Genomic DNA, 21269 nt, shown 5'->3' on the forward strand with positions numbered 1-21269 from the left:
CCCCCGCCATCTGGCGAGGGAGCCTTTTTTCGCACTGGCGCCCCTACCGCCCGTCACGCCGCGCGGATGGTCGACAGGAAGCCGTTCACCGCGGTGCGCAGGCGGCCGGCGTCGCCGGCAAGCTGGCCGGACACCGACAGGACGTTCTCGGCGGAATGGCCGGCCTCGACGGCGGCGCTGCGGACGTCGGCGATGGTCTTGGTCACCTCCTGGGTGCCGCTGGCGGCCTGCTGGACGTTGCGGGCGATCTCGGCGGTGGCGGAGCCCTGTTCCTCGACCGCGGCGGCGATGGCGGTGGAGATCTCGTCGATCTGGGCGATGATGCCGCCGATGCCCCTGATGGCGCCGGCGGTCTCGCCGGTGACCCGCTGCATGCCGGTGACGTGGCCGGCGATCTCCTCCGTCGCCTTGGCGGTCTGGCTGGCGAGGCTCTTCACCTCCTGGGCGACCACGGCGAAGCCCTTGCCGGCCTCTCCGGCGCGGGCGGCCTCGATGGTGGCATTCAGCGCCAGCAGGTTGGTCTGGCTGGCGATGTCCTGGATCAGCTGCACCACCGTGCCGATCTTTTCCGCCGCCTCCGTCAGGCTCAGGACCTGGCCGTTGGCCTGCTGGGCCGCCTCCACCGCCTCGCGGGCGATCTGGGCGGACCGGTTGACGCTCTCGCCGATCTCCTGGATCGAGGCCGACAGCTCCTCTGTCGCGCTGGCAACGGTCTGAACGTTGCTGCTGGCATCCTGGGAAGCAGTGGCGACCACGCCGGCCTGCTGGCTGGTCTGGGTCGCGGTGGCGGTCATCGTCTGGGCGGTGCCGGTCATCGACTGGGCGGCGCGGTCGACGCCGTCCACCACGTTCATCACCTGGGCTTCCAGAGTGTCGGCCAGCTGCAGCATGGCCTTGCGGCGCTCGGCATCGGCCTTGGCCTGATCCTCGGCCCGCTGGTCGATCATCCGCTTCAGCTCGGCCATCATCTTGCGCAGGGCCTCGGCCAGCGCACCGACCTCGTCGGACTGCCGGATGTCCAGCGTCTGGTCGAAGCGGCCGGCGGCGATGCCCTCGGCGAAGGCGACGCTGGCGCGGATCGGCCGGGCGACGCCGCCGGCCACCACCCACATCACCGCGACGGCACCGAGCGCGACCAGGGCGCCGACGGCAACCTGCCAGAGGATGTTGGAATTGGCCCGCTCCCCCAGCGCCGATGCCAGGGCCATGCCGTCGGCCAGCACGATGTCCTTCGGCACCTGGACAAGCACCGCCCACGGCTTCTCGGTGTTGCCGAGCGTGATGGGAGCGAAGCTGCGCAGCATGTTGGTGGAGGCTTCGATGTCGACATGCGGCTTGCCCGCCTGGACGCTCGCCAGATCGGCCTGCCAGGAGGCGTCGAAGGTGGAGATCGACTGGCCGATCAGGTCGGGCCGGGCGCTGTGGGCGACGATCAGACCCATGTTGCTGATGATGACCACCTGGCTGCGGCCGTTGAACACCGCGGCGCTGACCTTCGTCGACAGCTGCTGGACGAAGTCGAGGTTGAAGTCGGCGCCGGCCACGCCGCGGAACTTGCCGCCGATGACCACCGGAACCGACAGGGTCGCAAGGAAAACCTGCTTGCCCTGCACGATGTAGGGCAGGGGGTCGAGCACGCTTTCCCGCCCGTTCTCCTGCGGGCCGATGTACCAGCCGCCCTTCGTCACGCCGTTGGGGTGACGGTCGCGGCTGTCGTATTCGACCAGCGGCTGCATGGCGATGCGGCCGTTCTGGTCGCGGTTCCAGTAGGGGATGAAGCGGCCGGTGGCGTCGGTGCCGGTCTCGCGGCGTCCCCGGAACTCCTCGTCCCGGCCATCGAGCGCGTCGGGCTCCCAGGCCGAATAGGTGCCGTTGAACAGCGGGTTGCGCTTCAGCACCGACAGCAGCACGCCGTTGAAGGCCTCGCGCCGCCGGTCCGGCAGGACATGGCCGGGCGCCCCGTCGTCGGCGAGGCTGGAGAAGCCGCTTGCCATCGTCCGTGCGGCATTCAGCGCGGTGTCGAACTCCGACCGCAGCAGTCCAGCCTGGGTGGCCGCGAGATTTTGCAGGGATTCCGTCGTTTTGCTTTCGAGGATCCGTTCGACGTTCCCGGTGACGAACTCGTTGCTTGAGCGGGTCGACAGTACGGCGAAGCCGACCAGCACGGCGACGGTACCTGCCAGGCAGAAGCCCGACAGCATCGCAATCTTCGATTGGATGGATTTCGTCTGCATAAAGTCTTTCCCCCGTCTTCGCCGCATGGATGGGGGGAACTGTCGATCTTCAAAATTAACGATAGATTAACGAGGGGTAAGGGGTCAAATCTCGTCTTTTGTCCTTAAGTATCATCTCCGAGTTGTTCTATGGGATAATTTAAAGAGTTTTGCGGGGAGGTTTAAAAGTCTTTAAGGGTAATTTCATTTCAATCAAAAGGTCTTATCGTGAGCGTCGGGGCTCAGCTGGCTGCCCCACGGCACGTGGCGCCGCCATAGGCGTGGAAATGAATACTCTAATATGCACAGATGCTTAGGGGCGGTGAGCGTCAGCCCTTGCGCGCCCGCGGATGGGCATTGCGGTAGACGTTCATCAACTGCTCGTTCTCCACATCCGTATAGCGCTGGGTCGTGGAGAGCGACGCGTGGCCGAGCAGATCCTGGATGGCGCGCAGGTCGCCGCCGTCCGCCAAAAGATGAGTCGCGAAACTATGCCGCAGGGCGTGCGGGGTGGCGCTGTCCGGCATGCCCATCAGGGCGCGCAGCTTCTGCATCTGGTGCTGGGCGATGCCGGCGTTCAGCCGGCCGCCGCGGGTGCCGACGAACAGGGGGCCGTCGGGCGTGAGCGTGAAGGGGCAGGACTCGATGTAGGCGCGCACCGCGTCCGTCACCGCCGGCAGGACCGGGATCATGCGGTCCTTGCGCCCCTTGCCGGTGACGCGCAGCGTGTCGCCCAGCGGGGCGTCCTTGCGCGCCAGTCCCAGGGCTTCGGAAATGCGCAGGCCGCAGCCGTAGAGCAGCGTGAACAGGGCGCGGTCGCGCTTGCCGATCCAGGGCTCCTCGCGGTCGCGCTCGGCCTCTTCCAACAGGCGGTCGGCGTCGATCTCGGTCAGCGGACGCGGGGCGGGGCGCTTGACCTTCGGGGTCGCCAGCGTGGCGACGGCGGGGTTGTGCAGCCGGCCGCTGCGGTCCAGCCAGCGGAACAGGTTGCGCACCGACGCCAGCTTGCGCGCCCGGCTGGCCCCGACCAGCCCGTCCATCGCCAGACGGGACATCCAGGCGCGGAAATCCGCCGCCTTCAGGTCGCCCAGATCGTTGAGCGAGGGCGGCGAGCCGCCGCGGAATTCGGTGAGGAAGCGCAGGAACTCTCCCATATCGGCGGTGTAGGCCGACAGGGTGTGGCGGGAGACCGCCTTCTCGCTCTCCATCCAGCGCCGCCAGTGGGCAAGCGCATCCTGGACATCGGGCTTGGCGGAAAAACCCAAACTTGGAGCAATGGGACCTGGATCGGTCACGCCGGCAGCTCCAGCCAGCCGCGGATCACCCGCTCGATCACGCGGGCGAGGAAGCCGACCAGCTCGGTGCCCTGGCCGCTGTGGAAGGTGTCGGGTTCGCGGCTGCCGAAGGCGAGCAGCCCGTCGGGCGTCTCGCTGGAAACCTGGATGCGGATCAGCGCCTCCGACCGGACGAGGCCGGCGCCGGGGCCGTAGATCTCGGGATCGCCCTGGATGTCGGTGTTCAGCACCACGTCGGCGCGGCCCAGCCGGTCGGCGATGGCGCCCGGCTCCACCACCCGCACGCCGGAGCGGTGGACATGGGGGATGTCGGTGCCGTTGGATTCGATGACCAGACAGGCGACGTCGAGGTCGAGCAGGACCGCGAGGTCGGTGGTGATGGTCTGGATCAGCTGTTCGAAGCTCTGGGCGTCGAGCAGGAACAGCACCGCGGCATGGATGCGGTTCTGGCTGTTCAGGTTGGCCCGGCTGGTGCCGATCAGCTCGCGCTGCTGGTCCTTGAGGGTGCGGACCTCGGCGCGCAGCCGGTCGACCATGAAGGCCTGGAGGTCCACCACCCCACGCCCGCGGTCGAGCGACGGCGGGGTCAGGTGGTGGACCAGATCGGCGTTCTGGGCCAGGAAGTCCGGGTGGGTCCGCAGATAGGCGCGCACATCCTCCGAAGAGAGCGTCGACGCCTGACGCGGGGGGTGACCCGGTTCGCGGCCCCTGTCGGCCATGATCGCTCCGGCCCGCCTTACAGGATCGACTGGCCGGTCTTCTTCCAGTCCTCGACGAACTGGGAGAGACCCTTGTCGGTCAGCGGATGGTTGAACAGCTGCTTCAGCACCGACGCCGGCGCGGTCACGACATGGGCGCCCAGGCGGGCGGCCTTGACGATGTGCATCGGGTTGCGGATCGAGGCGACCAGCACCTCGGTCTTGAAGGCGTCGTAATTGTTATAGATCTCACAGATGTCCTTGATGATGCCCATGCCGTCCTGGCCGATGTCGTCCAGGCGGCCGACGAAGGGCGACACGAAGCTGGCGCCGGCCTTGGCCGCCAGGATCGCCTGGGCGGGGGAGAAGCACAGCGTGACGTTGACCATCGTCCCTTCGGACGAGATGATCTTGCAGACCTTCAGGCCGGCCGGGGTCAGCGGCACCTTCACCGCGACGCGGTGGGAGATCTTGGCGATCTTGTGGGCCTCGGCGAGCATGGTCTCGAAGTCGGTGGACGCCACCTCGGCGCTGACCGGACCGTTGACGACGTCGCAAATCTCGGCCACGAGGTCGAGGAATTGACGGCCGGACTTGGCGATCAGGGAGGGGTTGGTGGTAACACCGTCCAGCAGACCGGTATCGGCCAGATCGCGGATCTCGGCGATGTCGGCGGTGTCGACGAAGAACTTCATGACGAAGGGTCCATGCTTGCTGATGTTGACCGGAACCGGCCGCGCCGGAAAGCTGACCGACGCGCCGTCCCGCCCGGTGCCCGGGACATGAGGCCACTCTAGCCGATGCGTTCGATTTCCGCCAGTTCCGCCCCGGGCTTTCAGGGGGATCTTCTTGGGGACGCGCCCGAAACGGGGCAGCCCGAAGGCGATTCCGCGGCAAATTCCGCGGATTTCCCGGCGAAGCCGCAGCAGCACGGGCCGGACCGCCGCGTCGCCGTGCTGCTGCCGCTGCCCTTGCGCGAGGCCTACGACTACCGCGTGCCCGACGGAATGGCGCTGGTTCCCGGCGATTTCGTCGAGGTGCCGCTGGGGCCGCGCCGGCTGATCGGCGTGGTCTGGGGGCCCGGCGCCGGGACGGTGGAGTCCGGCCGGCTGAAGGCGGTGGTGCGCCGGTTCGACGTGCCGCCGATGACCGAGGTCGGCCGCCGCTTCGTCGAATGGGTCGCCGCCTACACCATGACGCCGCCGGGCTTCGTCCTGCGCATGGCGGTCAGCGTGCCGTCGGCGCTGGAGCCGCCCAAGCCGATGCTGGCCTATCTGCGCAAGCCGGATGCGGAACCGCCGCCCGGCTTCAAGATGACCGATCCGCGCAAGCGCATCCTGGCGTTGCTGGCGGATGGGCCGCCGCGCACCCCGGCGGAGCTGGCCGAGGAGGCCGGCTGCGGCGTGACGGTGGTGCGCGGGCTGGCCGAGGCCGGGCTGCTCGACCCGGTGATGCTGCAACCGACGCGGCTCGGCCGGCCGGACTGGCGCCGGCCCGGACCCGCCCTGTCGGCGAACCAGCAGGGGGCCGCCGACGATCTGCGCGAGCGGGTGACCTCGGGATGCTATTCCACCGTCCTGCTCGACGGCGTCACCGGATCGGGCAAGACGGAGGTCTATTACGAGGCGATCTCCGCGGCGCTGGAACAGGGCAAGCAGGCGCTGGTGCTGCTGCCGGAGATCGCGCTGTCGGCCCAGTGGCTCGACCGCTTCGCCCGCCGCTTCGGCGCACCGCCGGCGGAATGGCATTCGGAGCTGACCGGGGCGCAGCGCCGCGACACCTGGCGCGCGGTGTCGAAGGGCGAGGTGCCGGTGGTGGTGGGCGCCCGCTCGGCGCTGTTCCTGCCCTATCCCGACCTGGGCGTCATCATCGTCGATGAGGAACACGACTCCGCCTACAAGCAGGAGGAGGGAGCGATCTACCATGCCCGCGACATGGCGGTGGCGCGGGCGCATCTCGGCGGGCTGCCGATCGTGCTGGTGTCGGCCACGCCGTCGCTGGAAACCAAGGTCAACGCCGACAGCCACCGCTATGCCCGGATCGAGCTGCCGTCCCGCCATGGCGGCGCCTTGCTGCCCGACGTGGAACTGGTCGATCTGCGGCGCGACCGTCCGCCCGCCCGGCACTGGCTGGCGCCCAGCCTGCGCAAGGCGCTGACCGACACGCTGGCCGGCGGCGAACAGGCGATGCTGTTCCTGAACCGCCGCGGCTATGCCCCGCTGACCCTGTGCCGCGCCTGCGGCCACCGCATGCAGTGCCCGAACTGCACGGCGTGGCTGGTCGAGCACCGGCTCGCCCGCAAGCTGCAATGCCACCATTGCGGTTTGCAGCAGCCCTTGCCCCATGCCTGCCCGGAGTGCGGCGAGGAAGGGACGATGGCCGCCTGCGGTCCCGGCGTGGAGCGCATCGCCGAAGAGGTGGCGGAGCTGTTCCCCGACGCCCGCGCCGCCATCATGGCGTCCGACACCCTGCACGGCCCGCGCGCCATCCAGGAGATGGTGGAGAGCATCGGCCGGCATGAGCTGGACATCATCATCGGTACACAGGTGATGGCGAAGGGCCACCATTTCCCGATGCTGACGCTGGTCGGGGTGGTCGATGCCGATCTGGGGCTGAACGGCGGCGATCTGCGGGCGGCGGAGCGCACCTATCAGCTGCTGCATCAGGTGGCGGGACGTGCCGGGCGCGGCGAGCGGCCGGGCCGGGTGATGCTGCAGACCTTCATGCCCGAACATCCGGTCATGCAGGCGCTGGCGGCCGGCGACCGCGACGGCTTCTATCAGCTGGAGGCGGAGATGCGGCTGGAGGCCGGCATGCCGCCCTTCGGCCGGCTGGCGGCGCTGATCGTGTCGGGCGAGGATCCGACGCTGGTGGAACGGGTGGCGATGGCGCTGGGCCGCGCGGCACCCCGCAGCGACACCGTCCATATATTGGGGCCGGCCCCGGCACCGCTGGCGCTGCTGCGCGGACGGCACCGCCGCCGCCTGCTGATGAAGGCGCCGCGCAGCACCCAGGTGCAGCCGCTGATCGCCGAGTGGCTGGACAGGGTGGAGATCCCGCCTGCCATCCGCGTGCAGATCGATGTCGACCCCTACAGCTTCCTTTAGGTGCGGTTAAGGCGATCGGACCAGGCTGCGGCGAATTGACACGATGCGGTCCCGCGGGCGATCCGGCATGGCACCTGTGACGTTTGGTCCATTGCACAGCGCGGGGCATGGTATTACCACGGCAAGGATGGTTCCGAATCGAAACATCCCTGCCGGGATGAAACCCGCGGAGCCAAACGTCACAGGGACAGGTTCGGGCTGATGATCGGCATGCTCTCCAAGCTTCGTCTGCGCGTTCAGCGGCAAACCCTGCTGACCGTGCTGCCGGTTCTTCTGCTGCTGGTGGTCATCGCGTTCGCCGCCGGCGCTCCGGCCCGCACCCGCGGCACCGACGCCGAGGCGCTGACGATGATCGACCGTGCCCAGCAGCTGCTGGAGCGGATCGGTCCGGACGCGGCGGCCGAAGCGTTTGCCGGCCATGATAGCGCTTTCACCGACCGCGACCTCTACCCGATGCTGCTGGACGACAAGGGGATGATGGTCGCCCATGGCTGGACCGCGACGCTGAACGGGTCGAACCTGAACGAGCTGCACGACATCGAGGGCAAGCCCTTCATCCGCGAGGCGCTGGACGGGGTGGCGCGCGACGGACGGACCGACGTCACCTATCGCTGGATCGATCCGCTGACGGGCCAGGTCGCGCGCAAGACGATGCATGCCCGACGTCTGGTGTTGAACGGCAAGCCGTACATGCTGGCGGTCGGCGTCTATCGCTGAGGGGGCGTCTACCGCCGAGGTGTTTGTGAAACCGGTGCGGCGGGTTGCCGCACGTCACTTTTTTACATGGTGAAATTTCGGGACGGCCACCGGCCCCGGCCTGACGCGGGTCAGAACGCCCGCGGGCGGCGCGGGCGCCAGATCGACAGGCAGTCCGCGGCGCTGTCGCCGGCGCCGATGCCGTACCAGCCCGACCGGTCGTGGAAGGACAGGCTGTAGCGGCCCTTGGCGTCGCGTTCGAAGCGGAAGACGGGGCGGTCCACCTCGGGCAGCAGCACCAGAAGCCGGTCGTGATCGCGTCCCGACTCGCGCAGCACACCGACCCAATGACCGTCGCGAATCTTCGGTTCGGCCACGGCGGCGAAGGCATCCATATCGTCCGGGGTAAAGCGGGCGCGGCAGAACTGGATGACGGTCGCCCCGCGCTCTTCCCCGCGGGAGCCGGCGCCGGCGGCGGTGTCCGCGTCGGCAGTCGCAACGGTGTCGGTCGTCGGCAGGATGGTCATCGCGGATAAGGTCCCTGGTCGCCTGGAGCGGCTGCGGCGGGGCAAAATGACGGGAAACCAAGGTCGGATCGCCCACCCGCGCGGTTCCGGCCGACCGTGGATCAGATTGGTTAACCTTGAATTAAACAGGCAATAGGGCCACATCGAAGTCACAGCCGGTATGACCAGTCGAGCGCGACTCGAGTCATTGGCGAACGCAGTTGCGACCAATGATTCCGCAGTTGCTCAAAACGCCGCAGCCAAATTGTCCAGACCCCGTTGCGTGGGCGCGATTCCTGTGATATTGGACCGCTCGCTTTCGCGGCCGGGGTGTTTGTGCCTCGGGTTGACACCCTATAAGGCCGCCGAATTCACCGTCTACCGAACTCAATTCGAGGGATCAGGTGGCATCCGAAGGAACAGGCGTATCCGAACTCGCCGCGCGTTACTCCATCGCGCTGTTCGAGCTTGCGGACGAAAACCAGGCGTTGGACACGGTCGCGAGCGATCTGACCACGCTGAAGCAGATCCTGGCCGAGAGCGCTGACCTCCGTCGCCTCGTCCGCAGCCCCGTCATCAGCCGCGCCGATCAGGGCAAGGCCATGGCCGCTGTCCTGGACAGCGCCGGCGTGTCCGATCTGACCAAGCGCTTCATCGGGCTGGTGGCGGCCAACCGCCGCCTGTTCTCGATCGACGGCATGATCGAAGGCTTCCTGGCCGAACTGGCCCGGCGCCGCGGCGAGGTCACGGCGCAGGTCACCTCGGCCCAGCCGCTGAGCGATGCCCAGCGCAACGCCGTCATCGACGCGCTCAAGGCGTCCATCGGTTCCAAGGTGCTGGTGAACACCTCCGTCGATCCGGAGTTGATCGGCGGCATGATCGTTAAGTTCGGCTCACGCATGGTCGATACCTCGGTGCGGACGAAGCTGAACAAATTGCAACTCGCCATGAAGGCCTCAGGGGGATCAGTCTGATGGATATCCGCGCCGCAGAAATCTCTGCGATCCTCAAGCAGCAGATCGCGAATTTCGGGACCGAGGCGGATGTCGCCGAGGTTGGTCAGGTCCTGTCGGTGGGTGACGGCGTCGCCCGCGTGCACGGCCTGGACAACGTCCGCGCCGGCGAAATGGTCGAGTTCCCGGGTGGCCTGCAGGGCATGGCGCTGAACCTCGAGACCGACAATGTCGGTATCGTGATCTTCGGCGACGACCGCGGCATCAAGGAAGGCGACACCGTCAAGCGCACCGGCACCATCGTCGACGTTCCGGTCGGCCGTGGCCTGCTGGGCCGCGTCGTGGACGGCCTGGGCAACCCGATCGACGGCAAGGGCCCGCTGGTCGACGTGACCCGCACCCGCGTGGAAGTGAAGGCCCCCGGCATCATCCCGCGCAAGTCGGTGCACGAGCCGATGCAGACCGGCCTGAAGGCCGTCGACAGCCTGGTTCCGATCGGGCGCGGCCAGCGTGAGCTGATCATCGGTGACCGTCAGACCGGCAAGACCGCCGTCGTCATCGACACCTTCCTGAACCAGAAGCCGATCAACCAGGGCGACGACGAGAGCAAGAAGCTCTACTGCATCTACGTCGCCGTCGGCCAGAAGCGCTCCACCGTCGCCCAGATCGTCAAGACCCTGGAAGACGCCGGCGCCATGGAATACTCCATCGTCGTCGCCGCCACCGCGTCGGAGCCGGCTCCGCTGCAGTTCCTGGCGCCGTACACCGGCTGCACGATGGGCGAGTATTTCCGCGACAACGGCATGCACGCCCTGATCGTGTACGACGATCTGTCCAAGCAGGCCGTCGCCTACCGCCAGATGTCGCTGCTGCTCCGCCGTCCGCCGGGCCGCGAAGCCTATCCGGGCGACGTGTTCTACCTCCACAGCCGCCTGCTGGAGCGCGCCGCCAAGATGGGCGACGCCCACGGCAACGGTTCGCTGACCGCTCTGCCGGTCATCGAAACCCAGGCCGGCGACGTGTCCGCCTACATCCCGACCAACGTGATCTCGATCACCGACGGTCAGATCTTCCTGGAAACCGGCCTGTTCTACAAGGGCATCCGCCCCGCCATCAACGTCGGTCTGTCGGTGAGCCGCGTCGGCTCCGCCGCCCAGATCAAGGCGATGAAGCAGGTCGCCGGCACCATCAAGATGGAACTCGCGCAGTACCGCGAGATGGCCGCCTTCGCCCAGTTCGCCTCGGACCTCGACGCCTCGACCCAGCGCCTGCTGGCCCGCGGCGCCCGTCTGACCGAGCTGCTGAAGCAGGGCCAGTTCCAGCCGCTGCCGGTTGAAGAGCAGGTCGTGTCGATCTTCGCCGGCGTGAAGGGCTACCTGGACGCCATCAAGGTCGAGGACGTCAACCGCTTCGAGGCCAAGTTCCTGTCGGAAATCCGCGCCAAGGGCGCCGATATCCTGGCGGCGATCCGCACCGACAAGCAGATCACCTCGGCGACCGAAGAGAAGCTGAAGGCTTTCCTCGACGGCTTCGCCAAGGTCTTCGCCTGACCGACCGCGCGCGGGGGCGGGAAACCGCCCCCCACCGTCTTAAAGACGGTCACGGAACGACCTCGAGCGGAATTGAAGGGCCGGCATGCCTAACCTCAAGGACCTAAAGAACCGGATCGCGAGCGTCCAGTCGACGCGCAAGATCACCTCGGCCATGAAGATGGTTGCGGCTTCCAAGCTGCGCCGCGCCCAGGAGCAGGCGGAAGCCAGCGGTCCCTACGCGGAGCGTATGGGCCGGATGCTGTCGTCCCTGGCCGCCAACGTGCAGGACAGCGGCAACGGGCCGAAGCTGATGACCGGGACGGGCGCCGACAAGGTGCATCTGCTGGTCGTCATCAGCTCCGACCGCGGTCTGTGCGGCGCCTTCAACGGCTCCATCGTCCGCGAGGCCAAGCGCCAGATCACGCGCCTGCAGGGCGAGGGCAAGACCGTCAAGGTGCTGACCGTCGGCCGCAAGGGCCGCGACCAGCTGCGCCGCGAGTTCGCCTCGCTGATCGTCGAGAGCTACGAGGATGTCGGCCGCCGCCGGCTCGGCTTCAGCGACGCCGACATGGTGGCGACGAAGGTGCTGGCGATGTTCGACGCCGGCGAGTTCGACGTCTGCTCCGTCGTCTTCAACAAGTTCAAGTCGGCGATCTCCCAGATCGTCACGGTCCAGCAGCTCATTCCGTTCGCCGTCCCCGGCGAGGCGGTCGCGGTCACCGACGAGGTGAAGCCGCTCTATGAGTTCGAGCCGGACGAGGAGCAGATCCTCGCCGAACTGCTGCCGCGCAACCTGTCCATCCAGATCTACCGCGCCCTCCTGGAGAGCGCCGCGTCCGAGCAGGGCGCCCGGATGACCGCGATGGACAACGCGACGCGCAACGCCGGCGACATGATCAACAAGCTGACGATCACCTACAACCGGACGCGCCAGGCCTACATCACCAAGGAGCTGATCGAGATCATCTCCGGTGCCGAGGCCCTGTAACGGCGGCATCCGACCCGTAGGGTCAAGCCCATTTGCGCCGGCGACGGCATACCGACACTTACCGAGTTCCTAGGGAGCTTTACTCCATGGCCACCACCAATTCTGTCGGCAAGATCACGCAGGTCACGGGCGCTGTCGTGGACGTGCAGTTCAGCGGCGACCTGCCGGCGATCCTGAACGCCCTGCACACCCAGAACGACGGCAAGACCCTCGTTCTGGAAGTGGCGCAGCACCTGGGCGAGAGCACGGTCCGCACCATCGCCATGGACAGCACCGACGGTCTGGTGCGTGGCTCGGAAGTGACGGACACCGGCAACCCGATCGCCGTGCCGGTCGGCCCGGAGACGCTCGGCCGCATCATCAACGTCATCGGCGAGCCGATCGACGAGCGCGGCGCCGTCAACGCCGCCCGCACCCTGCCGATCCACCGTCAGGCCCCGGACTTCGTCGACCAGTCGACGGACGCCGAAGTGCTGATCACCGGCATCAAGGTCATCGACCTGCTGGCCCCTTATGCCAAGGGTGGCAAGATCGGCCTGTTCGGCGGCGCCGGCGTCGGCAAGACCGTGACGATCATGGAGCTGATCAACAACGTCGCCAAGGCGCACGGCGGTGTGTCGGTGTTCGCCGGCGTGGGTGAGCGTACCCGCGAGGGCAACGACCTCTACCACGAGATGATCGAGTCGGGCGTCATCAAGCTCGACGGCCCGGGCTCCAAGGTGGCCCTGGTGTACGGCCAGATGAACGAGCCGCCGGGCGCCCGCGCCCGCGTCGCGCTGAGCGGCCTGACGCTCGCGGAATATTTCCGCGACGAGGAAGGCCAGGACGTGCTGTTCTTCGTGGACAACATCTTCCGCTTCACGCAGGCCGGTTCGGAAGTGTCGGCTCTGCTGGGCCGCATCCCGTCGGCGGTGGGCTATCAGCCGACGCTGGGCACCGACATGGGCGCCCTGCAGGAGCGCATCACCTCGACCAAGAAGGGTTCGATCACCTCGGTGCAGGCCATTTACGTGCCCGCCGACGATCTGACCGACCCGGCCCCGGCCGCCTCCTTCGCCCACCTGGACGCCACCACGGTGCTGTCGCGCTCGATCGCCGAAATGGCCATCTTCCCGGCCGTGGACCCGCTCGACTCGACCAGCCGCATCCTCGACCCGCGCGTCGTCGGTGAGGAGCACTACGGCGTCGCCCGTTCGGTGCAGAAGGTTCTGCAGACCTACAAGTCGCTGCAGGACATCATCGCCATCCTGGGCATGGACGAGCTGTCGGAAGAGGACAAGCTGGTCGTCGCCCGCGCCCGCAAGATCCAGCGCTTCCTGTCGCAGCCGTTCCACGTCGCCGAGGTGTTCACCGGCACCCCGGGCGTGCTGGTCCCGCTCGAGGAGACCATCAAGGGCTTCAAGGGCATCGTGAACGGCGACTACGATCACCTGCCGGAGGCCGCCTTCTACATGGTCGGCACCATCGACGAGGCGATCGCCAAGGCCAAGAAGCTGGCCGCCGCCTGATCCCTCACCAGGGATTGCGGCATTCCGACCCGGCCCCATCGGCCTTGTGACGAGGCGTGAGACGGCCGGGCGGAAATCGACATCAGCACACCCCCTCCCCCCGTCAGCGGGGGAGGGGGTTCCTATGAAGAGGCACCAGGAAACCCATGGCCGATAAAGTCGAATTCGAGCTGGTCTCGCCGGAAAAGCTGCTGAAGTCGCAGCCCGTGGACATGGTCGTGGTGCCGGGTTCGGAAGGCGATTTCGGCGTCCTCGCCGGTCATTCGCCGATGATCTCGACCGTGCGTCCGGGTGTCATCGACGTCTATGAAGGCGACCGCATCGTCGACCGCGTCTTCGTCGCCGGCGGCTTCGCCGAGGTCACCGAGGCCCGCTGCACCGTCCTGGCCGAGGAAGCGGTTGCGCTGACCGACCTGGACCGCGCCGCGGTCGAGAAGCAGATCAAGGACCTGTCCGAAGATCTGGACGACAGCAAGTCCGACGCCGAGCGGGCCGTCGCCGAGGCCAAGCTGGCCGTCGCGCGCGCCAAGCTGGACGCGCTGAGCCAGGGCTCCGCTCACTGAGCGGCGGCGGCCGTCCGCCTGCATTGGGGCGAACGGCATACATCTCTTCGACGGAACGGGCGGCTTGGGCTTCCAGGCCGCCCGTTTTCCGTTGCGACTTGGTTGCATCGCGGCGAAGACCGATTACATTCGAAGGCCTGAACCGTGAACCCCGCCGCATCCGACGGCAAAAGACGGGGACACGGGGCGGCAGACCCTTTCCCGGAACGAACCTTTCCCGATATGAACCGGCCGCCACGGCAGGGCGGCCCAAAACGAGGCGGTAGAGCGGATCATGGCGCGTGCGCATTGGCGGATCGACGAGCTTCCCTGGGACCGTTTCGATGCCAGCAAGATCGATCCGGACCTGGTTCCGCTGATCAAGGCGGCGGCACTGGTGGAGTTCAACGCCGACGACTACACCGCCTATCTGTGCAACGTCTTCAGCGACGATCCTGAGTTCCAGGAAGCCGCCCACGGCTGGTCGGTCGAGGAGGTCCAGCATGGCGAGGCGCTGGGCCGCTGGGCCGAGCTGGTCGACCCGACCTTCGACTTCCGGGCGGCGGTCGAGCGCTTCCGCGCCGGCTATCGCGTGCCGATCGACCTCGACGCCTCGGTCCGTGGTTCGCGCACCGGCGAGATGATCGCCCGCTGCATGGTGGAGACCGGCACCAGCTCCTATTACGCCGCCATCGGCGATTCGACCGACGAGCCGGTGTTGAAGGAGATCTGCCGCAACATCGCCGCCGACGAGCTGCGCCACTACAAGATCTTCTACACCTACGCCAAGAAGTATCTGGACCGCGAAGGGCTGAACAAGGTCCAGCGGCTGAAGGTGGCGCTGTCGCGCATCGGTGAGTCGGAGGACGACGAGCTGGCCTATGCCTATTACGCGGCCAACGCGCCGGCCGATGCCGTCTACGAGCACAAGCTCTACAACGCCGCCTACAAGCGCCGGGCGTTCGGCCGCTATCGCCGCAAGCATGTCGACCGTGCCATCGCCATGGTGTTCAAGGCCTGCGGGTTGAAGCCGCACACCCGCCTTTGCAGCATGGCCTCCCGCGGGGCTTGGTGGTTCATCGACTGTCAGGCGCGGAAGCTGGCGGCGCAGGCGGTCTGACGCTCTCCGGGCGGGCCGGGCCTCGGGAAAGGTGGCGGCGGCGGTCCCTTTGGGGTAGCCATTACCGCGCCAACCACCCAGAGAGGGTTTCGGAGACATGAAGCTCTATTACAAGCCGGGCGCCTGTTCGCTGTCGCCGCACATCGTCCTGCGCGAAGCGGGGCTGCCCTTCGAACTGGTCAAGGTCGATCTCGTGACCAAGACGCTGGCCGACGGCAGCGATTTCCGCGCGGTGAACCCGAAGGGGCAGGTGCCTACCCTGGCGCTCGATGAGGGCGGCATCCTGACCGAGGGTGGGGTGATCGTGCAGTACATCGCCGACAAGGTGCCTGGCAGCGGCCTGATCCCGGCGGCCGGCACCATGGAGCGCTACCGTGTGCAGGAACTGCTGAACTTCATCGGGTCGGAACTGCACAAGGGTGTCGTCCCGCTGTTCCCGATGCTGAACGACGTGGTGTCCGACACCCACCGCCAATTCGCGACCAAGGTCCTGAGCGGCAAGCTGGCGGTGCTGGACCAGCAGCTTGCGGGCAAAGCCTACCTGACCGGCGACAGCTTCACCGTCGCCGACGCCTATGCCTACACGGTGCTGAGCTGGCTGCCGCGCATCAAGTTCGACCTGTCGTCCTTCCCGAACCTAATGGCCTTCGCCGAACGCGTCGCCGCCCGTCCGGCGGTGCAGGCGGCGCATGCTGCCGAAGCCCAGGGTTGAGCGCCGTCCGGCCTGGATGAGGACCGGATGAAAAAAGGCCCCGTCTCGCTGGAGACGGGGCCTTTTCCTTGTGGGCGCGCTTGTCGGGGTCAGGCGGCGTTGGGCTTGCGCCGCATCGGGGTGTTGCCGCCGGGGGTGCCGGCCGCACGCGGCGCCTGCTTGCCGCTGCCGTTGCCATGGCCGTTGCCATGCGACACGGCGTGCGGGGCCGGGCGGCGGTCGTGGCGGTTCTGGTCGTTGCGGGCGGCGTCCGGACGCGGGCCGGCCGGCTTGCCGGCCTTCTGCGGCGCCTTGGCGGGCTGCTGGGCAGCCTTGGGCGCCGCCTTCGGCGCGGCGGCGGGGCGGGCCTGCTGCTGGTTGCGGTTGTTCTGGTTGCGGTTGCTGCCCGGCGCCTTGGGGCGGGGCGGCGGCTTGGACGAGGCGTGGATCTGCGCCACTTCCACCGCATGGTAGGGGTGGGTGGTGTCGGCCGGGATCGGCTGGCGGATCGTCTTCTCGATGTCCTTCAGATAACCGACCTCTTCATGGTCGCAGAAGGACACGGCGCTGCCGTCGGTGCCGGCACGCGCGGTCCGGCCGATGCGGTGGACGTAGCTTTCCGGCTCGTTCGGCAGGTCGAAGTTGATGACGTGGCTGATGCCGTCGATGTCGATGCCGCGCGCGGCGATGTCGGTCGCCACCAGCGCCCGCAGCTCGCCGTTGCGGAAGCTCTCCAGCGCGCGGACGCGGGCCGACTGCGACTTGTCGCCATGGATGGCGTCGGCGGTGATGCCGGCCTTCTTCAGATGGTCGGCGATGCGGTCGGCGCCGTGCTTGGTGCGGGCGAAGACGATGGTGCGGGCCATCGCCTTGTCTTCCAGCAGATCGGCCAGCAGGCGGCGCTTGTCGGCGCGGTCGACGAACAGGACGCGCTGGTTGATGCGCTCCACCGTGGTCGACTGCGGCGTCACCTCGATGCGCTCGGCATCGGTCAGGATGCTGTTGGCGAGGTCCACCACGGCGTCGGGCATGGTGGCGGAGAACAGCAGGGTCTGCCGGTCCTTCGGCAGCACCGCGACCACCTTCCGCACGTCGCGGATGAAGCCCATGTCGAGCATGCGGTCGGCCTCGTCGAGGACGAAGAACTCGATGGTGCCGAGATTGACGTGGTTCTGCGCCATCAGGTCGAGCAGGCGGCCCGGGGTGGCGATCAGCACCTCGACGCCGCGGGCGATGGCGGAGACCTGCGGGCTCTGGCCGACGCCGCCGTGGATGACGGTGCGGCGGATCGGCAGATGGCGGCCGTAGGTGGTGAAGCTGTCGCCGATCTGCAGCGCCAGTTCGCGCGTCGGCGTCAGGATCAGGACGCGCGGCGACTTGGCGGCCACGCGCTTCTTGTTCTGGAACAGCCGCTGCAGGATCGGCAGCGTGAAGGCCGCGGTCTTGCCGGTGCCGGTCTGGGCGAGGCCGAGCACGTCGCGGCCGGCCAGCAGAAGCGGGATGGCGCCGGCCTGGATCGGCGTGGCCGTGGAGTAGCCTTCCTCGGCGACGGCGCGCAGAAGAGGCTCGATCAGGCCGAGGCCGGAAAATTCGGTCATGGAAGTGATGGTCCTGGTCACCAGAATGGGGGCCGCGCCAGGAGGGAGCGGCCGGGCTTGCGCGCTCCGCGGCGGGTTGGCGCGGAGCCGTCGGGCGGCGGGCGATCAGGCGCGCGCAAGTCCTGCGCGGCGCCGGGCGCCGTCCGACCCCGGACAGATAGGGCCGATGGCTTGATTTGGCAAGCAAACTCGGCGCGCGGCAGGGGTGCGCCCTGCCGGTTCGCCCGAACAGGCGGAGGCTTGGCGGCAGGAAAGGGGCGTGAACCGGCTCCGCTGTCTTGCGGCATATGGCCGCGCCCCGATGCCTGCGGACGCTTACGGCTTCTTGATCACGCCGCAGGCGATGCGGTCTCCGGAATTGCCGGCCGGCTGGCTGAGGTAATCGTCGGGCTGGGCGTGGACGATGATCGAGGTGCCGCCCTGCTTGAACAGGCCGTCGGCGCCGTCGGTCAGGGTGACCATGTGGGTGATCGCCTCGAACCCGGCCTTGCCGGCCTCGTTGGCCCAGATGTTGGGCAGCTCGCCGTAATGCATGTGCTCGGCCTCAAGCCCGTGCTTGGCGCCCTGGGCGGCGAAATGGCCGCCGGCCGCCTTGAAGTCGGGGGTGCAGGCGCCGTTTTCGTGGATGTGGATGCCGTGCCAGCCCGGCGGCAGCCCTTCCAACTGGCCATGCACCAGGATGCCGTGCGGGAACTTGGTGAAGGTGACGGTGCCCAGCGGCTTGCCCTGCGCGTCGGCGACGGCGGCCTGGGCGGCGGGAGCGGGTGCGGGAGCGGATTGCTGGGCCAGCGCCGGAACGGCGGCCAGCGACAGGCCGGCGAACAGCAGGGCCGGGGCGAGGGACAGGGTGCGGGGCATTCTGGTGGGTCCTCCGTCTTGGGTGTTGGCCTGTTGGCCGGCGCGCCTGGACGGCCGGCGGGTGACGACTTTACGCCGCTGCGAAACCGCTCTGGGATTGCGAACGGTTTTCAGTATGATGGGGGCATCGGCAAGCAAAGACCAGGGTTGGGGTTATGACGTCGCGTCTGGAAGCGTTGTGCATGGAAAAGGGCCTGAAGATGACCGGCCAGCGTCGTGTCATTTCACAGGTGTTGTCGGAGGCGGACGACCACCCCGACGTCGAGGAGGTGCATCGCCGCGCCGTGCAGATCGATCCGCGCATCTCCATCGCCACCGTCTACCGCACCATGCGGCTGCTGGAGGACGCGCAGGTGATCGAGCGCGTCGACCTGGGCGACGGCCGCGCCCGCTATGAAGAGGCGACGGCGGACCACCACCATCACCTGATCGACACCCGCACCGGCCGGATCATCGAATTCGCCAGCCCGGAGCTGGAGGCGATGAAGGAGCGGATCGCCCACGAGCTTGGCTACAAGATCGTCGGCCACCGGCTTGAAATCTACGGGGTGCCGCTGGACGACGCGGCCGACTGCGCCCGGGATGAGGAGGAGCGTCCATGACCGATCCCCGTTTCCCCGAGGCCGATCAACCCATCGCCGAGGCCATCGCCTGCCGGAATGCGGTGCAGCGCTGCTACTCCGGCCTGTGCCGCTGCGGCCAGCCGGAGCGCTATGCGCTGGAGGCGGCGGTGACCGTCTACCGCTACCACCATCCGGAGATTCCGCCGGCCCAGGCGGAGACCATCGTCAGTCACTGGGTGGCGGGGCCGGTCCGGCATTGAGGGTCCCGGCGGCAAGACAGTCGCCGGCGGATGGCTTTATGAAAATAGTCCTTGATTGACGCCGCATAAAATCCTAAAACCAAGCCTGTCAAGGCGACGGGTCCGCCCCTGGACCTTACGCCCGACAGCACCAGAGCTCCCCCCTCGCTTCGGTCCGAAAAGGGCCGGCCGGACACTCCCGAAGTCCGGCCGGCCCTTTTTGTTTTCGCGTTTCGCCCGCGGCCGGCGCTGCGTCCTGCACGCACCCCCGACAACCGGGTGGCGGAACGTTCCCCCCGCCATGCCCCCGCGGGATCCGCAGGAACGCGAAAGGAAATTTTCCCTATGTCGACGAGCATCGCCCAGGCATTCGTCAAGCAGTTCGAGCGTGAGGTCCATGAGGCTTACCAGCGCATGGGCTCCAAGCTGCGCAACACCGTGCGCGGCAAGAACAATGTGCAGGGCGCTTCCACCGTCTTCCAGAAGGTCGGCAAGGGCGCCGCCGCCACCAAGTCGCGCCACGGCGCGGTTCCGGTGATGAACCTGGACCACACGCCGGTGGAGTGCGCGCTGTACGACTTTTATGCCGGCGACTGGGTCGACCGGCTGGACGAGCTGAAGACCAACATCGACGAGCGGCAGATCATCGCCAATGCCGGCGCCTATGCGCTGGGCCGCAAGACCGACGAGCTGCTGATCGCCGAGCTGAACAGGTCCGTCAACTATGCCGGCAGCGCCACCGACGGGCTGACCAAGGCCAAGATCCTGACGGCCTTCGAGATGATGGGCGAGGCCGACGTGCCGGACGACGGCCAGCGCTATGCCGTCGTCGGCTGGAAGCAGTGGAGCCAGCTGCTGGGCATCGAGGAGTTCGCCAGCGCCGACTATGTCGGCTCCGACGAACTGCCCTGGCGCGGCACCCAGGCCAAGCGCTGGCTCGGCACGCTGTGGCTGCCGCATTCCGGCCTGACGCTGAGCGGCAACGTCCGGCTCTGCCACTGGTACCACAAGACGGCGGTCGGCCATGCGGCGGGTGCCGACGTGAAGACCGACATCACCTGGCACGGCGACCGTGCTGCGCATTTCGTCAACAACATGATGAGCCAGGGCGCCGCGCTGATCGACACCAGCGGCGTGGTCACCCTGCGCTGCCTGGAGAACTGAACGGAGGAGGGTGAACCGCCCTCCTTTCCGCATCCCCCACACAAAATCCGGAGTCTTCGATCCATGGCCTATGCGTCCAAGGATTTGAGCGTGCTCGCCTATGCGAACGGCTTCACGCTCTGGCACTACACCACGCATGACGTGGCGACCGACGTCGATACCGCCGGCTATTTCAACGGGGCGGCCGACCTGCTGCGGGTGGGCGACATGCTGCTGGCGAACTGCGCGGTCGGCGGCGCCACCCCCGCCACCGGCGTGCTGGTGGTGGCGGCCAGCGCCAACGGGGCGGTCGACGTCGCCAACCTGACGCCGTTCGGTGGCGTCAACAGCGACTGATCCGCCGAAGGGAAGGGCGCCGCACCGACGGCGCCTCCCGCTCGCCTCCCGCTCCATGCCCGCCACCCGGAGACATGTCCCATGGCCCTGACCGCCATCGGCCTGTGCGGCCGTGCGCTGATCAAGCTCGGCGCCACCGCCATCGCCTCCTTCGACGACGGCTCCGCCGAGGCGGAGGTGGCCGCCGCCCTTTACGGGCCGACGCGCGATGCGCTGCTGTCGGCCAACGCCTGGAGCTTCGCCAGCGTGCAGGCCACGCTGCCGCGGCTGGCCGAGCCGCCGGTCGCCGATTATGCCAACGCTTTCCAGCTGCCGGCAGGCTTCCTGCGGGCGCTGGGAGCGGGCGGCGAGGGACGGGGGCGTGGCCTGTCCTACCGCATCGTCGGACGGACGCTGCTGTGCGATGCCGGCACCGTCACCCTGTCCTACGTCGGCCGACCGGCGGAGGAGGATTTCCCCGCCTTCTTCGATCAGGCGCTGATCGCCCGGCTGGCTGCCGAGTTCTGCATCCCGCTGACCGAAAGCTCGACGCGGGCGGAACTGCTGGCCCAGCAGGCCGAGAGCGAGTTCCGCCGCGCCCGCCAGATCGACGCCCAGCAGGACAGCCAGCCCGGCTTCGAGGACTTCACCCTGATCGACGCGAGATCCTGATGGGGAGGGCG

The 21269-nt window shown here is 67.9% G+C and carries 21 protein-coding genes; 14 read left to right on the forward strand and 7 right to left on the reverse strand.

Going from position 1 to position 21269, the window contains the following annotated elements:
- Positions 1-53: 53 nt before the first annotated feature.
- From CRT60_RS23820 to fsa, 4 genes are all read right to left on the reverse strand, one after another.
- Positions 54-2234 (reverse strand): methyl-accepting chemotaxis protein, encoded by a 2181-nt coding sequence (locus CRT60_RS23820; RefSeq protein WP_098739054.1) that lies wholly within the window; start codon positions 2232-2234, stop codon positions 54-56.
- 308 nt (positions 2235-2542) lie between these two features.
- Positions 2543-3508, reverse strand: coding sequence for a tyrosine recombinase XerC (locus CRT60_RS23825; protein WP_244592720.1), 966 nt, complete (start codon positions 3506-3508; stop codon positions 2543-2545).
- Positions 3505-4227: a DUF484 family protein gene (locus tag CRT60_RS23830; protein WP_098739055.1), complete on the reverse strand. Its 723-nt coding sequence runs from the start codon at positions 4225-4227 to the stop codon at positions 3505-3507. The genes CRT60_RS23825 and CRT60_RS23830 overlap by 4 nt, the downstream gene beginning before the upstream one ends.
- A gap of 17 nt (positions 4228-4244) precedes the next feature.
- Complete coding sequence (fsa, locus tag CRT60_RS23835; RefSeq protein WP_063635338.1) at positions 4245-4901, reverse strand: fructose-6-phosphate aldolase; 657 nt, start codon at positions 4899-4901, stop codon at positions 4245-4247.
- Positions 4902-5006: 105 nt separating this feature from the next.
- Between fsa and CRT60_RS23840 the strand changes: the two genes are divergently transcribed.
- Both CRT60_RS23840 and CRT60_RS23845 read left to right on the forward strand, forming a co-directional pair.
- On the forward strand, positions 5007-7313 hold the full coding sequence (locus CRT60_RS23840; RefSeq protein ID WP_425290417.1) for a primosomal protein N': 2307 nt from the start codon (positions 5007-5009) through the stop codon (positions 7311-7313).
- Between the two features lie 201 nt (positions 7314-7514).
- Positions 7515-8030 carry a cache domain-containing protein gene (locus CRT60_RS23845; protein WP_098739056.1) on the forward strand — a complete coding sequence of 172 codons (516 nt, stop codon included), beginning with the start codon at positions 7515-7517 and terminating at the stop codon, positions 8028-8030.
- Positions 8031-8140: 110 nt separating this feature from the next.
- On the opposite strand, the gene CRT60_RS23850 is transcribed toward CRT60_RS23845, so the two are convergent.
- Positions 8141-8536, reverse strand: a complete 396-nt coding sequence (locus CRT60_RS23850; protein WP_098739057.1) for a hypothetical protein — start codon at positions 8534-8536, stop codon at positions 8141-8143.
- A gap of 383 nt (positions 8537-8919) precedes the next feature.
- On the opposite strand from CRT60_RS23850, the gene CRT60_RS23855 reads away from it, so the two are divergent.
- The 7 genes from CRT60_RS23855 (at position 8920) to gstA (ending at position 15870) form a co-directional block, all read left to right on the forward strand.
- Positions 8920-9489 carry a F0F1 ATP synthase subunit delta gene (locus tag CRT60_RS23855; protein ID WP_098739058.1) on the forward strand — a complete coding sequence of 190 codons (570 nt, stop codon included), beginning with the start codon at positions 8920-8922 and terminating at the stop codon, positions 9487-9489.
- Complete coding sequence (atpA, locus tag CRT60_RS23860; protein ID WP_098739059.1) at positions 9489-11018, forward strand: F0F1 ATP synthase subunit alpha; 1530 nt, start codon at positions 9489-9491, stop codon at positions 11016-11018. The genes CRT60_RS23855 and atpA overlap by 1 nt, the downstream gene beginning before the upstream one ends.
- 85 nt (positions 11019-11103) lie before the next feature.
- Positions 11104-11988 (forward strand): F0F1 ATP synthase subunit gamma, encoded by an 885-nt coding sequence (locus CRT60_RS23865; protein WP_098739060.1) that lies wholly within the window; start codon positions 11104-11106, stop codon positions 11986-11988.
- A gap of 86 nt (positions 11989-12074) precedes the next feature.
- A complete protein-coding gene (gene atpD / locus CRT60_RS23870; protein ID WP_098739061.1) occupies positions 12075-13496 on the forward strand; it encodes a F0F1 ATP synthase subunit beta in 1422 nt (473 codons plus the stop codon).
- A gap of 146 nt (positions 13497-13642) precedes the next feature.
- On the forward strand, positions 13643-14059 hold the full coding sequence (locus CRT60_RS23875; protein WP_098739062.1) for a F0F1 ATP synthase subunit epsilon: 417 nt from the start codon (positions 13643-13645) through the stop codon (positions 14057-14059).
- A 274-nt stretch (positions 14060-14333) separates the two neighbouring features.
- Positions 14334-15158, forward strand: coding sequence for an acyl-ACP desaturase (locus CRT60_RS23880; RefSeq protein ID WP_098739063.1), 825 nt, complete (start codon positions 14334-14336; stop codon positions 15156-15158).
- A gap of 97 nt (positions 15159-15255) precedes the next feature.
- Positions 15256-15870: a glutathione transferase GstA gene (gstA, locus tag CRT60_RS23885; protein ID WP_098739064.1), complete on the forward strand. Its 615-nt coding sequence runs from the start codon at positions 15256-15258 to the stop codon at positions 15868-15870.
- An 89-nt stretch (positions 15871-15959) separates the two neighbouring features.
- Here gstA and CRT60_RS23890 read toward each other — a convergent pair whose 3' ends face one another.
- Entirely contained in the window at positions 15960-17447 is a 1488-nt protein-coding gene (locus CRT60_RS23890; RefSeq protein WP_098739065.1) for a DEAD/DEAH box helicase, read from the reverse strand.
- Between the two features lie 315 nt (positions 17448-17762).
- Positions 17763-18305: a superoxide dismutase family protein gene (locus CRT60_RS23895; RefSeq protein WP_098739066.1), complete on the reverse strand. Its 543-nt coding sequence runs from the start codon at positions 18303-18305 to the stop codon at positions 17763-17765.
- 155 nt (positions 18306-18460) lie between these two features.
- Between CRT60_RS23895 and CRT60_RS23900 the strand changes: the two genes are divergently transcribed.
- The 5 genes from CRT60_RS23900 to CRT60_RS23920 all read left to right on the forward strand — a co-directional run bounded on the left by CRT60_RS23900 (position 18461) and on the right by CRT60_RS23920 (position 21258).
- A complete protein-coding gene (locus CRT60_RS23900; RefSeq protein WP_098739067.1) occupies positions 18461-18907 on the forward strand; it encodes a Fur family transcriptional regulator in 447 nt (148 codons plus the stop codon).
- Entirely contained in the window at positions 18904-19128 is a 225-nt protein-coding gene (locus CRT60_RS23905) for a hypothetical protein (RefSeq protein ID WP_098739068.1), read from the forward strand. The genes CRT60_RS23900 and CRT60_RS23905 overlap by 4 nt, the downstream gene beginning before the upstream one ends.
- A gap of 324 nt (positions 19129-19452) precedes the next feature.
- Entirely contained in the window at positions 19453-20271 is an 819-nt protein-coding gene (locus CRT60_RS23910; RefSeq protein ID WP_098739069.1) for a phage capsid protein, read from the forward strand.
- Positions 20272-20334: 63 nt separating this feature from the next.
- Positions 20335-20607 carry a hypothetical protein gene (locus tag CRT60_RS23915; RefSeq protein ID WP_098739070.1) on the forward strand — a complete coding sequence of 91 codons (273 nt, stop codon included), beginning with the start codon at positions 20335-20337 and terminating at the stop codon, positions 20605-20607.
- 81 nt (positions 20608-20688) lie between these two features.
- A complete protein-coding gene (locus CRT60_RS23920) occupies positions 20689-21258 on the forward strand; it encodes a phage connector family protein (protein WP_098739071.1) in 570 nt (189 codons plus the stop codon).
- Positions 21259-21269 lie beyond the last annotated feature (11 nt).

Source organism: Azospirillum palustre (assembly GCF_002573965.1).
Taxonomy (GTDB): Bacteria; Pseudomonadota; Alphaproteobacteria; order Azospirillales; family Azospirillaceae; genus Azospirillum; species Azospirillum palustre.

Excerpts from the sequence above, each read along its gene's own strand:
- CRT60_RS23820 (WP_098739054.1), bottom strand. The coding sequence starts at position 2,234 with ATGCAGACGAAATCCATCCAATCGAAGATTGCGATGCTGTCGGGCTTC.
- CRT60_RS23830 (WP_098739055.1), bottom strand. The coding sequence starts at position 4,227 with ATGGCCGACAGGGGCCGCGAACCGGGTCACCCCCCGCGTCAGGCGTCG.
- fsa (WP_063635338.1), bottom strand. The coding sequence starts at position 4,901 with ATGAAGTTCTTCGTCGACACCGCCGACATCGCCGAGATCCGCGATCTG.
- CRT60_RS23840 (WP_425290417.1), top strand. The coding sequence starts at position 5,007 with ATGCGTTCGATTTCCGCCAGTTCCGCCCCGGGCTTTCAGGGGGATCTT.
- CRT60_RS23845 (WP_098739056.1), top strand. The coding sequence starts at position 7,515 with ATGATCGGCATGCTCTCCAAGCTTCGTCTGCGCGTTCAGCGGCAAACC.
- CRT60_RS23850 (WP_098739057.1), bottom strand. The coding sequence starts at position 8,536 with ATGACCATCCTGCCGACGACCGACACCGTTGCGACTGCCGACGCGGAC.
- atpA (WP_098739059.1), top strand. The coding sequence starts at position 9,489 with ATGGATATCCGCGCCGCAGAAATCTCTGCGATCCTCAAGCAGCAGATC.
- CRT60_RS23865 (WP_098739060.1), top strand. The coding sequence starts at position 11,104 with ATGCCTAACCTCAAGGACCTAAAGAACCGGATCGCGAGCGTCCAGTCG.
- atpD (WP_098739061.1), top strand. The coding sequence starts at position 12,075 with ATGGCCACCACCAATTCTGTCGGCAAGATCACGCAGGTCACGGGCGCT.
- CRT60_RS23875 (WP_098739062.1), top strand. The coding sequence starts at position 13,643 with ATGGCCGATAAAGTCGAATTCGAGCTGGTCTCGCCGGAAAAGCTGCTG.
- CRT60_RS23880 (WP_098739063.1), top strand. The coding sequence starts at position 14,334 with ATGGCGCGTGCGCATTGGCGGATCGACGAGCTTCCCTGGGACCGTTTC.
- gstA (WP_098739064.1), top strand. The coding sequence starts at position 15,256 with ATGAAGCTCTATTACAAGCCGGGCGCCTGTTCGCTGTCGCCGCACATC.
- CRT60_RS23890 (WP_098739065.1), bottom strand. The coding sequence starts at position 17,447 with ATGACCGAATTTTCCGGCCTCGGCCTGATCGAGCCTCTTCTGCGCGCC.
- CRT60_RS23895 (WP_098739066.1), bottom strand. The coding sequence starts at position 18,305 with ATGCCCCGCACCCTGTCCCTCGCCCCGGCCCTGCTGTTCGCCGGCCTG.
- CRT60_RS23900 (WP_098739067.1), top strand. The coding sequence starts at position 18,461 with ATGACGTCGCGTCTGGAAGCGTTGTGCATGGAAAAGGGCCTGAAGATG.
- CRT60_RS23905 (WP_098739068.1), top strand. The coding sequence starts at position 18,904 with ATGACCGATCCCCGTTTCCCCGAGGCCGATCAACCCATCGCCGAGGCC.
- CRT60_RS23910 (WP_098739069.1), top strand. The coding sequence starts at position 19,453 with ATGTCGACGAGCATCGCCCAGGCATTCGTCAAGCAGTTCGAGCGTGAG.
- CRT60_RS23915 (WP_098739070.1), top strand. The coding sequence starts at position 20,335 with ATGGCCTATGCGTCCAAGGATTTGAGCGTGCTCGCCTATGCGAACGGC.
- CRT60_RS23920 (WP_098739071.1), top strand. The coding sequence starts at position 20,689 with ATGGCCCTGACCGCCATCGGCCTGTGCGGCCGTGCGCTGATCAAGCTC.